At 56.6% G+C, this 12,676-nt stretch carries 11 protein-coding genes; 8 read left to right on the top strand and 3 right to left on the bottom strand.

Going from position 1 to position 12,676, the window contains the following annotated elements:
- Positions 1–39: 39 nt before the first annotated feature.
- Positions 40–2,133, top strand: a complete 2,094-nt coding sequence (gene mobH, locus B9N43_RS06365) for a MobH family relaxase (protein ID WP_186454007.1) — start codon at positions 40–42, stop codon at positions 2,131–2,133.
- 246 nt (positions 2,134–2,379) lie between these two features.
- On the opposite strand, the gene B9N43_RS06360 is transcribed toward mobH, so the two are convergent.
- Together B9N43_RS06360 and B9N43_RS06355 are read right to left on the bottom strand one after the other, a co-directional pair.
- Positions 2,380–3,243: an ImmA/IrrE family metallo-endopeptidase gene (locus B9N43_RS06360; RefSeq protein ID WP_145841470.1), complete on the bottom strand. Its 864-nt coding sequence runs from the start codon at positions 3,241–3,243 to the stop codon at positions 2,380–2,382.
- Positions 3,243–3,566, bottom strand: coding sequence for a helix-turn-helix domain-containing protein (locus B9N43_RS06355; protein ID WP_145841469.1), 324 nt, complete (start codon positions 3,564–3,566; stop codon positions 3,243–3,245). The genes B9N43_RS06360 and B9N43_RS06355 overlap by 1 nt, the downstream gene beginning before the upstream one ends.
- Positions 3,567–3,731: 165 nt before the next feature.
- On the opposite strand from B9N43_RS06355, the gene B9N43_RS06350 reads away from it, so the two are divergent.
- Genes B9N43_RS06350 through B9N43_RS06335 form a run of 4 tightly spaced genes read left to right on the top strand, consistent with a single transcriptional unit; the run spans position 3,732 to position 7,723 of the window.
- On the top strand, positions 3,732–4,697 hold the full coding sequence (locus B9N43_RS06350; RefSeq protein ID WP_145841468.1) for a CBASS oligonucleotide cyclase: 966 nt from the start codon (positions 3,732–3,734) through the stop codon (positions 4,695–4,697).
- A gap of 5 nt (positions 4,698–4,702) precedes the next feature.
- On the top strand, positions 4,703–5,221 hold the full coding sequence (locus B9N43_RS06345) for a hypothetical protein (RefSeq protein WP_145841467.1): 519 nt from the start codon (positions 4,703–4,705) through the stop codon (positions 5,219–5,221).
- Positions 5,218–6,150: an AAA family ATPase gene (locus B9N43_RS06340; protein ID WP_145841466.1), complete on the top strand. Its 933-nt coding sequence runs from the start codon at positions 5,218–5,220 to the stop codon at positions 6,148–6,150. The genes B9N43_RS06345 and B9N43_RS06340 overlap by 4 nt, the downstream gene beginning before the upstream one ends.
- A gap of 58 nt (positions 6,151–6,208) precedes the next feature.
- Positions 6,209–7,723 (top strand): SAVED domain-containing protein, encoded by a 1,515-nt coding sequence (locus tag B9N43_RS06335; RefSeq protein ID WP_145841465.1) that lies wholly within the window; start codon positions 6,209–6,211, stop codon positions 7,721–7,723.
- A 200-nt stretch (positions 7,724–7,923) separates the two neighbouring features.
- Here the strand turns inward: B9N43_RS06335 and B9N43_RS06330 are convergent, their stop codons facing one another.
- Positions 7,924–9,711, bottom strand: coding sequence for a hypothetical protein (locus tag B9N43_RS06330; protein WP_145841464.1), 1,788 nt, complete (start codon positions 9,709–9,711; stop codon positions 7,924–7,926).
- A 335-nt stretch (positions 9,712–10,046) separates the two neighbouring features.
- Between B9N43_RS06330 and B9N43_RS06325 the strand changes: the two genes are divergently transcribed.
- The 3 genes from B9N43_RS06325 (at position 10,047) to traU (ending at position 12,644) form a co-directional block, all read left to right on the top strand.
- Positions 10,047–10,895, top strand: a complete 849-nt coding sequence (locus B9N43_RS06325; RefSeq protein ID WP_222428827.1) for a hypothetical protein — start codon at positions 10,047–10,049, stop codon at positions 10,893–10,895.
- A 128-nt stretch (positions 10,896–11,023) separates the two neighbouring features.
- Complete coding sequence (gene traW / locus B9N43_RS06320) at positions 11,024–11,647, top strand: type-F conjugative transfer system protein TraW (protein ID WP_145841462.1); 624 nt, start codon at positions 11,024–11,026, stop codon at positions 11,645–11,647.
- Entirely contained in the window at positions 11,631–12,644 is a 1,014-nt protein-coding gene (gene traU, locus B9N43_RS06315; protein WP_145841461.1) for a conjugal transfer pilus assembly protein TraU, read from the top strand. Before traW ends, traU begins: the two co-directional genes overlap by 17 nt.
- Positions 12,645–12,676 lie beyond the last annotated feature (32 nt).

Raw genomic sequence — 12,676 nt, 5'->3', positions numbered from 1 at the left:
TTTCGGATGTACCGTCAACGTCTTCGCAAAGAAGCTCGCATGTTGCACTTGCTGAAGAAAGTGATGGGCAAAGGCGAGATTTCCTTGCCGCAGCCACCATTCGAGACAACGCCCACCGCCCAATCCTTGCCTGACGATGAAATCCCGCGTTACCCGCCCTTTGTCAAAGGATTGCCGGCTTCCCATCCCGATCGGCTGATCGAAACCCAGCAAGAACTGATTGGGCAGATTCGAGAGTCCGGGTTGGCGTCGAAAGATGTCTATGAGGAATTCTATCTGGGGCCCTTGCGCCGCTTTGCCTCCTACGCCCATTTGCTACCGGCCAGCGAGACTCACCATCATCGCGGCGCCGGGGGCTTGTTCCGACATGCCATCGAGGTTGCCTTGTGGTCGCTACAGTCCGGGGATAGGGTACTTCTGCCGGGCGATCAAACTCCGCGACGACGGCGGGAACTGGAACCGCGCTGGCATTCGGCGGTTTTTCTTGCGGCGCTGTGCCATGACTTGGGTAAGCCCATCACCGATCTGATCGTGACCAATCAGGATGGAGGGAAAGTCTGGGATCCATTTTGCGAAGATCTCTATACATGGGCCATAGGCAACCAGGTGGACCGCTATTTCCTGCGTTGGCGCAAGAACCGTGGAACATCCCACACCTCGGTCTCGCTACTGCTGGTGGAACGCATCGTTGGTAGATCAGGACTGGGCTGGATATCGCAGGGCGATCCGAATCTGGTGACTTGGATGATGGAAGCGATCAGTGGCCATCCCAGTCAGGAAAACATGATTCACAACCTGATCGTGCGCTCCGATCAATTCAGCGTGACGCGAGACATCGAGGGCATGGGCGCCACCTTTGCGGGCTACGAAATCGGAATCCCCGTTGAGCGGATTCTTCTCGATGTCATGCGTCGGCTGGTTCGGGACGGGGTCTGGATTGTCAACGAACCAGGATCGAGGTTATGGCACATGGACGGCCATCTCTACCTGGTCTGGCCCGCAGGGGGCGAGGAGCTCGCTGCGATCATCAATCAGGAAAAAATGCCCGGACTGCCGAGGACACCGAACAGCATTCTCGACATGCTGGTCGAGCGCAAATTGGCTGAATTCAAAGTCGGGCAGCCTGATGGCAACCGCTACTGGTTGATCGCTCCGGCCATCCTCGCGGAAAAAATCCCCAACATACAACTGAAGGCGATACGCCTCAATAACCCGGGCGCATTGTTGGATTCACTGCCTGCGTCGGTAGATGGAAGGCTGGTTGGCAACGACGATCCGCCCACCAAGTCGTTGAGCAACGCATCGGTTGTCGCGCCGACAAAACCCGCAGAGCCGACCGTCGAAGTGGTTCCAGCCGCCATCGTTACTTCGTCCACACCGTCCTCACCGCCAGCTGATCAACCGCCTGATCAGCTGGATGGTCCGGTTGGTGAAGCGCTCAAAGCGCTGGTGGAGGATATCGAGCATGGCCGCAGGGACGGTAGCAAGATCACTCATGTCGATTCGGAAGGAATCCTGTGTCTAAAGTGGCCTGATGCGTTCAAGGGGTACGGACTGGAGAACAAGACGATCCTCGACGAACTTGGACGAAGAAACTGGCTGGTGGTCGATCCCATGGCACCATTCAGAAAAGTCGCCGAGCTTGAGGTCGGTATTGGAGCCCCTTGGAAAATCCTCCGCCTCCAGCCAGTCGTAGCGGCAATGATGGATATCAATAGGGCAAAGAGTACGTCCAAGACAGCTTCAAAATCGGCGTGTAAACCAGAATTCAAACCTGTAGCGAAAGTCGAAGCGACGAATAAGCAAACGACAGAACCACTACCCCCGGTAACCTCTCCTGTCCTACCGATTGTGTCCTCGAAAGAGGAAGGGGCCGTAGAAAAAATGATCGCTCGCCAGCGTGCGCTGCTTGAAGAGGTCGTGGGCGTACTTCGCCGGGAGGTGACCAATGGCACGCTGGCAGCCGATCACGAAAACGGATATCTGCTGATCAATGTCCGGGATGCCGAGGTGGTACTGAAGGCCCGCATCAAGGCGTCACGCTCGCAAATTTTTGGTTTGAAGGGAATCGATCCTGATCGATTCACGACAGAGGACAGAAAACCGAAGGTGTACTTTCGGATTCGAGAGTAACGGTTGCCAAGGTTCGCTTCAATTTGCAACTGCCGATCGGCATATCTTGGTGGCGTTCGCCTCATCGGCCTTATGGAAAGATCAGAAGCCGACGCGTAAGTTCGGGTGAGCGATAACTGTTTTTCTGCTGGAAATAGTCATCGTGTTTGAGGGCACTTCCGATAGATATCGTCCGGGCCTTGTTCATGCGCTCACCTTGTTTTCCATGGACCCGTGAAGCTGCAGGTCAGTCAGCAAGCTCCCCGGCTATTCTTCTCTCGGCCGTTGCGGCCAAACATCTGCGGAACGCGGTAAATGCAGCAGGCTCAGTACGACATCGTATTTCTCCGCATGAATCTTCATTTCACGCAATGGCGTGTCGGTATCAGCATGCGGGAACCAAACCGATGCAGGAATTTGAGTGCCCGGCCGGTCATGTCTTATATCTGCGTTGGCAGCGATTGCTTCCTCAGGAACCGGGATGACACTGTTGCGTGTACGGAAAAAGGCTCCGGCCTTGGCCGCCGGCTCACTCGACCAAGCCCAATTGATGAAGCCATCGTTGGACATCACCAGTACGGCTTTTTCATCGGTGTACTGCAACCACTTCAAGATTGCAGCGGTCAGAGACACGCCATAACGGTTGGCGCAATGCCCGAGCAAGTCCAGATCGACAGTGGCGGTAATCTGTCGGCGATAGTCATCAAGCGGCATCAATAGGTAGGATGCGAACAGGTCTGCCTGCCCCTCGATGTCTTTGTCGTCTTTGGACCAGTTCAGCATGTCAGCATCGCTGCATTGGAATGACTCCCTGACTTGCCGGTGCAGGATGTAATGCCCAAGTTCATGGGCCTGCGTAAAGCGAATCCGGCCAGGCGATAACACAGCTTCGTTGTAAAGCAGCAGCCACTCCTTCCTACCATCGTCTGGGAACAGCGCGCCGTCAAAGCTCTTGATGTTGGCTGCCTGCACCTGAGTGATCGGATCGGACCAGCCGAATATGCGAGCTGACTCAAACGCGAGCGGCGGCACCTCCACCGGAAAGCGATCGACGCCGTGTGCTGCACTGAACACCTCGGCCAATTTCACCAGTCGGTTTGCTGCGCGCTGCGGAGTCCAGACCTCGGTCACTACGAGGTCTTCTTGAAGGTGCTAAGTATTTTGCGAAGCTGCTCTTTTGCCTCGGGCTCGAGCTTCTGATAGCCGCGAAAGAAGGCCTCGTCCAAATGCCGCTCTTCTGGGGCGCGCACATCTTCTTCAAAGAAGTAAGTTGCAGCAACGCCAAGCACGTCGGCCAGTGCCGTGAGTTTTTCTGCAGAAGGTCGCTGGGATTCGCGGTTCTCTAGCTCCCACAGATAGCTCTTGCTGAGCCCTGCGAGTTCGGCCAGCTTTTCGAGCGTTAGCCCGCGCTCCTTACGAAGCTCGCGTAGCTTCTCGCCGAGACGTGTCGTCATGGTCCGTCTCCTATCCAAAAAGTCGTGGCCAAATAATACCACGATGCCGAACTTTTTATTTGACATCCGAGCACAGAAGCGTATCATTCGCAATAGTTCGCGATTCCGAACTTTTAATCATGGCTTGCTGCTACGAGCCAGATCACCACGTAAGGAGCCCTTCAGATGTCCCGAACTCATATCGATCATCGCGACCTTGTGAGGTTCGCGGAAGATAAGGTCAATCTGCCCAAAGACAAGGCGGATGAATACCGTGCCCAGGCGCGACGGCTCCGCGAGAAGTTGGAGGGCTACATTTCGGAGCACCCAGACTTCTCGCTGAAGCGAATTCAACTTTCTGGCAGCCTTGCCAAGGGCACGGCACTGCGCTCGCTCAACGACATCGACATGGCCGTCTATGTCAGCGGCTCCGACGCCCCACATGATGTACGGGCGCTGCTGGACTACCTGGCTGAAAGGCTGCGTAAGGCCTTCGCAAACTTCAGCCCGGACCAAGTCAAGCCGCAGACCTACTCGGTCACCGTGTCGTTCCGCGGAACGGGCCTGGACGTCGATGTAGTCCCAGTCCTATATGCCGGCCTGCCCGACTGGCGCGGCGATCTGATCAGCCAGGACGATGGCTCGTTTCTTGAGACCAGCATCCCGCTGCACCTCGAGTTCGCACGCAAGCGCAAGTTGGCGCAGCCGAATCATTTCGCACAAGTTGTGCGGTTGGTGAAGTTCTGGGCTCGCCGCATGAAACAGGAACGGGATGGCTTCCGTTTCAAGTCCTTCATGATCGAGATGATTCTGGCAAAGCTGTGTGATGACGACGTGGACTTTTCGGACTACCCGGAAGCCCTGCAATCCTTCTTTACCTACGTGGCGAAATCGAACCTTCGTGAGCGCATCGTCTTCGAGGATCACTACAAGGCATCCAGCGTCGCCAAGTTCGACGATCTCGTGCAGATCATCGATCCGATCAACGCCAGCAACAACGTGGCACGGCTCTACACGGCCGAAAACGCGGATGCCATTGTCGATGCTGCTTTGGATGCGGGCGACGCTATTGATGCCGCACTGACCGCACCGAACAAGGAACTGACGCTGCGCTACTGGCAGAAAGTCTTCGGCCCTTCTTTCCAAGGTTGAACATTATGAGCTACAGCTTCACCGCAACCGAAACCACGACCTTCACGCTGACGCATGCAAGGCACCTTGCAGCGAAGGTGACGGCGGATCTCAAGCGCTTACAGCGTTTGTACGGGCACATCACCGACGAACGCATCGCAGAATTTGAGGGCGAGGTCACCGAACTGCTGCGGCAGGGTTATCTAGGAACCGTCACCTATGGTTTTCAGCGCGATGACAAGTGGATTGAACCAACCTTGCGGTACACCGCGAGCGAGTTGGCTGGTAGCAGCACGGACGACGATCCAGGACGCGTTCCCCCTGGTCGAAACATCAGCGGCGCGCAGTTCCACAGCTACTTAACTTACAGTACAGCTTGGGATGCTCTGACAGCGGATCAACGTGCGACCGTCAAGAAGCAGTTGCCGTTGCAACGTGTGAGTGGAACGGAATCCGCAGTCAGCAATGGCTACTTCGCCGACGACAAATCCTATTGGTCCGGAGGGCGGTCACTCGGTCGCGCAAGCGTAAGGAGTTACTTATGAGCCAGCAACCCAATCTCCAGGACCTGTTTGAACGCCCAACGACGCTGCCCGACCCAGACGCCCAAGGCCGCCTCGCGCGCCTGGTGGGAATGGACGACAAGATCAAGCGTCTGGCCAACGTGCTTGGCGTATTGATCAACCCGGCCGGGTTGCGGAAATGGCAAGACCGACATCATGCCGATGCAGGCGGTTTGCTTGATGCCGTCATTCGCCGACCGCCGCTGGTGGTCCTCTCCGGCGATGTCGGCTCGGGCAAGACGGAACTGGCAGAGACCATTGGCGACAAGGTGGCGCGCCAAGAGGGCATCGACATCACGCTGCTGCCCCTGAGCCTTTCTTCGCGCGGGCAGGGGCGAGTAGGCGAGATGACCCAGCTAATTTCTGCCGCGTTCGAGTACGCGTTCAATGAAGCTAGCAAGTTCAAGACCACCAAGGGTACCGCACGCGGCGGAGTCATTCTGTTGGTTGACGAAGCTGACGCACTGGCCCAATCGCGTGAATCTGATCAGATGCACCATGAAGACCGGGCGGGCGTCAACGCCCTCATCCGCGGCATTGATCGATTCGCAAATGGCGGGCTCCCCGCCGTCGTGCTGATGTGCACCAATCGACTGAACGCCTTGGACCCAGCCGTGCGCCGTCGAGCGGCGGACATTCTCTTATTCGAGCGCCCCGATGCCGCGCAACGACATGAGGTTCTCTCCCGCCGCCTGGGAGACGCCGGGTTCGGCAATGCCGACCTGCAGGCGCTCGTGGCTGCAACGGGTGAACAGCCCAAGCGCGCCTACGGATTCACCTATTCGGATATCACCCAACGGTTGTTGCCAGCCATCGTGCTGGATGCGTACCCCGACGGCCCCATCAAGCCATTACGCGCCATCGAACTGGCACGATCGATCTTGCCGACACCGCCATTTCGCGATGCGTGACCTCAGTGTCAAAAATGTGATTAGACAAGCTGATCATCCCTACTGACAAGGACCCACCATGACCCAAGCCGTTGCTGTCCGTAGAGATGGAGATGCTTTTCAAGCCAGAATTTTCTGGCGCAAAGCCGCTTGCCTGCTTGATCCGAGTAGTCCCGTGATACAGGTGGGATTCGAGTCTGGGCCTAAGGGTTTTGACGATGTCTGGGTGGCCTACACACCCGATCATGCGCCCGGCGATCATGAAGGTAGGCCGATCCTGCGGGAACATATCCAGTGCAAGTGGCATGTCTCTGTGAATGATTTCGGCTATGCCGACTTGACTAATCCGGAGTGGATCAACGCGAACAAGTTTTCGCTGCTGCAGCGCGCCCGCGCGGCGCAGGTAGCTCATGCGCGTAACGGTATCGGCGCCCGGTTCAAGCTCCTCACCAACTGGCGGATTGGGCAGACCGACCCACTGCGCGCCTACATCAATCAGAAATCTAAGACGTTACGCTTGAAAGATCTGTTCGACGGAACAACCGACCGCTCCATGACGGGCAAGATCAGGAAACTATGGCGCGAGCACCTAGACATCGATGACCAAGAACTGATGCTGCTTGCGCGGACGCTGTCATTGGATTCGGACTCCACCTCGCTCGACGATCATCGGGACAATTTGGACCTGTTGTTCGAGAACCGCGGTCTGCGTCGTGTGCCAGTCAACGAGAGCAGCTTCGTCTACGACGATGTTGCGTTTCAGTGGCTTGCGCAAGGTCGGCTGGAGTTCGACCGGCAAACGTTCCGGGAATCCTGCAAACGGGAAGGTCTGCTGGCCAACGATGGCCGCGCGCATGTGGTGTTCGGGGTGAAATCCTTCGAACACCCCTTTGATCGGCTGGAGGATCGCTGCACCGTCGTGCTCGATCTGATCTCCCACTTCGACGAACGCGCTATCCGTGATCAAGCCGAATGGACAACGACGCTCTATCCCAAGCTTAATGGTTTCCTGCAGACTGCTGCCAAGGACAATCAACACATCCGGCTGATTCTCGATGCGCACATTACGTTGGCCTTTGCCGCTGGATCGGTACTGAACATCAAATCCGGCCGCAATGTCGAGATTGAGCAGAGAACCATACACCGAAATGTCTGGCACTCAAGCGATATGCCGAGAGATCCGTCCTGGCCCGGATGGAAATTCGAGCTGGAAACGTTGAACGAATCCGAGCAGGACATGGTTGTCGCTGTATGCCTCACCCACGACGTGGTTCCAGCCGTGAAGAGGCACCTTGCGGCTACGCTGCCACAGGCGAGTTTCTTGCTAATTGCGCGCCCTACCTGCGACACTGGCGCGCGGTCCGTCGTATGTGGTCAGCATGCATTCGATCTTGCAGAGGCTTTGGCGTTGCAGATCAACCAGAAACGGTACGCAAACAGGCATCCGCTACATCTCTTCATCGCAGCACCGAACGCCTTCACGTTCTTCTTGGGGCAACGGCAGCCTAGTCTCGGCAAGACCACCCTTTACGAATATGACTTCGAAGGCACAAATGGAGGCGGCTACAGGCCATCGCTGTCGCTACCCATCTGATCCCAATCACAGTCAATAAATCCGTGATAAGGCAACGGAAGTGGATTCCCGTATGGCGGGTCGGCGGCGGGGTTCATTGACTGCTCTAAGCTGTGCCGGTCACACGAGGGTGATGGGCGGGCGTGGGCTCTGGCGACCGGACGTGCGGACGCATCGCCCGTGCTGGCTCAACAATCTGACGACAGCGAAAAACTGAGCGGCTATAAGATTGCAAGCAATCTGGACGGATCGTTGTTTTCCAAGCCCTCCAGCACCCTTCCGTATGCGTGGACTTGCCTGTCGAAGAATTCCTTCGGGCCGGTGATGTGCGGAGAACCCTTCAATGCTTGTAGCAACGCGGTAAGCGTCGACTTCAGATAAAACTCCAGATTCGCGCAAAGCAGGGCCGCCGCGACGACTCTTTCAGCGCTGTGAACAATGTCGCAGCGTGCGCGGTATATGCGCTGTATGTGCCAGCGCAAGCGCTGTTCATGGGATTTGAGAATTCCGAGGATCGTCTTCTCGCTGCTCAGGGATGCAAGGAAGTCTTCAAGATGGGCATGAACGAAGGGCTCCGAGTTGACAGCGCTGAGCAATTGCGTATGGACTGCTGAGTTTCTGAAAAGCGAGAACACGGACGCGCCATCGAGCTGCTTTAACAATACCGGCATCCCCGTAACCGGATCGCTTACGGATGCTTTCATGTCGACGAGGACATTGCGAAACGAAAAAAGCAGCTTCTTTACGTAACCAAGACACAAAACCGGAACGAGCGTGTCCTCAACCGCTTTGCCTATGCTCCCGGAAGTGCTGACGCCCTTAACGAGGTATTCAGTGGCCGTCCACCAATTCGTAAGCTTGTTCTCGAAAATGTTTGTGTCTGCCCCGACCCTATACAAGCGGAAAGCCGACTGTATGCGATCCCGGCCGTCGGACGCGATGCTGGGCCCGTCGACGAGTTCCCCGACGGTCAGCGCAAACTCTTGCAGTTCCGCTACCCCGACGGCGGCAGATGGATTGGGGACGACTTTGGGTATCGGGAATATCCGATACTTCCCAAGAGTGGCCTTGTCAGTGCAAAGGAATTCATCGGCCAGATGCAATCGATTCCTTTCGTATTCAAAACGGACCAAGTCGAGTATGCCGTTGAGTAAGGCATAGGCTTTGGTTCCCGCCGTTCTTTCATCGGAAGTTTCCACCTCGATATCCGCGAATATCCGATTAGGAAAAGATGTCGCATATCGGGTAGCGGGCGGCGCGGGGGAAACCAGGGTGGGGGGCGCAGCGGAAAAAACGACTCCCCCAATCGAAGTCGGAAAGACGCTTGGATCCCCAAGATTGTCGACAGAAAAGACAACGCTGAACTTTTTCGTGGGATTGTTGATGAGCTTGACCAGAAGGGAAAACCGATCGGCAAACACATACGGCTTGCCTGGACTCGGTTTTGCGATAATTTGCCAGTAATACTGGAACAGCGATTCCAAGCTCGCCCCATTGTCCAGAAGCACGCTCAGCAGGTTCCCCGTCACTACCTTTATTTCATTCAGCGCGGCCTTCGTGGGCGGCGGAGAGCCAGCAGTGGGAATCGCGAGCTTCCTGTCCAGCCAAGACAGGCAGGCGCCAACATACCCCGCGCCAAGCATTTGCTGCGTCTCCTTGGCAAAGGACTGAATGAGGTGCTTGTTCTTTTCGAGTGCCTTATCTTTTCCATTGCCCTTCGGTTCAAGAAGAGCAAGCAGCTCTGATGCGGGGGCGTCAAATGGGGGTAAGCGCAAAATCGGATCAGAAGCTAAAAGGTAAGCCACTTCCGATCCAACCATGGCAAGATCTTCACCGTTCGCCGGCGGCTGCATCATTCGCAGAAGCTCGCGCATTCCATTCTGGGGGTTGAGAGCCCTGATGCGGAAGGAGTCAAGCGAATGGCGATGCGCCATGTTCAGCAAAGCGGTCGCGAAATAGCGTTGCTCCGTCGTCATCGAAAGAAATGCGGCCTTGGGATCAATTCTCATATGGAGATTTTCAGTATCTTGATTTTCCGGAGATCAAAGCTTATCCTACACACATTCAATCTTCTCGGCGCTCGCCTTGGTGCGCGTCGCTACAGTCTACGATAGGGGCAAGGGGATTCGGGCCTGGGCGTGTTCCCGCCGTCTTTTCCACCCCGCCTATGCCGGAACGGCGCTCTCGGAAACGGAGCGCCGTTCTTCTTTTCAAGCAGCCGCAATTTCGATCCTCCCATTGCGCTTACATCTCGCGAACCGGGATTTCATCCGTTCGAACCGCTCTGCCGGCCTTCATGTCCCGTCGCCATAGCACCCAAACGCATCCTGTCGCGCATCCGAACATGTCGAAGGAAATCGAGACCTACCTGAAGGTCGGGCGCCACGATCCGAAGTTCGAAGCTTGGCCGGGTAACGGACTTTTCGAACGATCACAAAACGGAACCCAAGCCCTGAGCGAAGCGCTGGTCGCAGAAGTGCTGGCAAGAACGCAGCGCTGTCCAGTCACAACGCCTCCGGACGATCTGGATCTTCGTCAGTTCGCGCACCAGAAATTCAGCGGAATGGTGAAGGGGCTTTTCCCCAAGGCTGAGCAGGCAATCGTCATTTCCATGCTTGAAAGCTCCGTGGTATTCCTGACGCCACGGAACATCGCATCGGTTTTGCGGGAGATGCCTTGGCTCGGTACGGCATGGGACTTGGCCAACCTCTATCTGGCCAGCCATTCTGTGGAGTTGCTATCGGACGAGGCCGTTCCGATCCTTGGATTGAGCATCGAAACGACTTGCTATGTCTCGACAGACTATTTTCGCTCAACGAATCCCTTCGACGATTTCGTCCTGCACGAAGCCGCACACGTCTTTCACAACTGCAAACGCGAGACGCTGGGCCTGTCCCATTCACGGCATCGGGAATGGCTGCTCGAGATCGAGTATCGGAAGCGCGAAACCTTTGCCTATGCCTGTGAGGCATACAGCCGCCTGCTCGAACTTGGGCGTGATTCAAAGCATCGTCAAGTTTTGCTGAGTGACTTGGCTGTAGCCCCGTTGCCCAACGATGAACGCGTTGACGGTGCGGAGTATCTCGACATTCTTGCCGAAGCCATAACTGCCAGAAATGGCTGGAAGCGCATCCTCGCGCGATGCTCTCCGGCCGTGGTTCGCAGCCGAACAATTTCGATGCCTGTATCGTAGTTCGTCTCCTTCGACGCAGAGCCCATCGGGTCGCCTGCGACCGTTGCTGCTGCAAGTAGCCGAAATGCGCCCGAAAAGTGCGCATTTCAAAAATCCAGAGGTGTTCCCCCCAGCCAGAATCGCCCCTCATGTGGTCTCTGGCTCGCGTTCTCCTCTTGCTTTTCTCCTGTACGACTTTTTCTGCGTTCGCTGCGGAATTGGGTGTCGTCGGCCCGACCTATGAGATCGCGGAACCGGATTTGATCGAGGTCATCCAGGCTCGGTTGAAGCAAATGAAAAAATCGGGGGAGCTGGCGCGCAAGCAGACGGAATATCGCGACAAGGTGATCGGCGGCATCGAGGCGCCCAAGATTGTTGCCGGCGTCAAGGCCACCGACGCACCCCGTACCTACCATGTCGATCCGACCTTGAGCGTGGACCGCGATATACGCAATGCGGAAGGCGCCTTGCTATTCGCTCGCGGCACCAAGGTCAATCCGTTCGATCATGTCTCCCTGACCAGAAATCTGCTGTTTTTCGACGGACGGGATAGCCGACAGGTAGCCTTTGCCAAGCTTCGTCTGGGCGAGGGAAGCGGGAAGAACAAACCGATCCTGGTGGCCGGAGAACCTCTAAAGCTGATGCGGGCCTGGAAGCAGGCGGTGTATTACGACCAGGGTGGATCGTTGGTTCGGCGACTGGGGATTCGCCAAGTGCCGGCGATCGTCAGCCAGGACGGCAAGAGATTGCGGATCGATGAAGTCCGCCCGTAGCCTCGCATTCCTTTCGGTCATTGTGCTCGGCGTGCTCTTCTTGCGCCCGGCCTTTGCTACGGCAACCTGTACCGGGCGGTTTGCCAATCCGATTACAGACATCTGCTGGAGCTGCCTGATGCCGCTGCGGTTTGGCGGCCTCGATCTGGTTTCCCTCGATCAGGAAGACACACCTAATCCTGGCGGATCGCCCGTCTGCCTCTGTCCATCTCAATTGCGTGTCGGCTTCAAGGTCAGCTTCTGGGAGCCGGTGCGGCGCGTGGATGTGGTGCGCCGTCCCTTCTGCATGACCAGTCTTGGTGGCATCGAACTCAATCCCGGCTTCGATGCGCCGCGCGGGTCCCGCTTCAGCCAGGACAGCACCGCGACATCGTCGTTCTATCAGGTGCATTGGTATGTCGATCCAATCATCTTCTGGCTCGAAGCGATCTTCGATAACGCCTGCCTGGAACAAAGTTCATTCGACGTGGCGTACCTCACCGAACTCGATCCCATGTGGAACGACGACGAATTGACCTTCATCTTCAATCCCGATGTCGCTTTGTTTGGCAATCTCCCGGCACGAGCCGCCTGTGCTGCGGATTGTGTCTTGGCAACCGCCGGCTTTCCGTCGAACGCCTTGTTCTGGTGTGCCGGATGCCAGGGCAGCTTGTATCCACTCAACGGAAACGTACAAGCGCATATCGGCGGGGTACAGGCATCCAGCCTGGAAATGACGCGGCTGATCGCCAAGATGCACCGCGAAGGTCTGATGTGGGCCGCATCCGGCGAGGATGGCCTGTGCGGTTACTACCCGCAGCCGATCATGGATAAGACCGGCTACAAGTATCAGATGCTGTACCCGGTTCCGCAAACCTCGAAGATCGCCGGGAAGTGCTGCCAGCCCTTGGGGCGTTCGACGATCCTGTGGGGTGCCGGAAAGGAATATCCGTTTGAGGGCGAAGACTTTGCCTACATGGTGTTCCGCAAGCGCAACTGCTGCCAGGGAGCCTTCTGACGCCATGAACGGCTCTACGCACACATTTCCCA

Origin of the sequence: Denitratisoma sp. DHT3 (assembly GCF_007833355.1) — a bacterium.
GTDB lineage: Bacteria > Pseudomonadota > Gammaproteobacteria > Burkholderiales > Rhodocyclaceae > Denitratisoma.
This window is presented reverse-complemented; position numbering and strand designations above follow the sequence as displayed.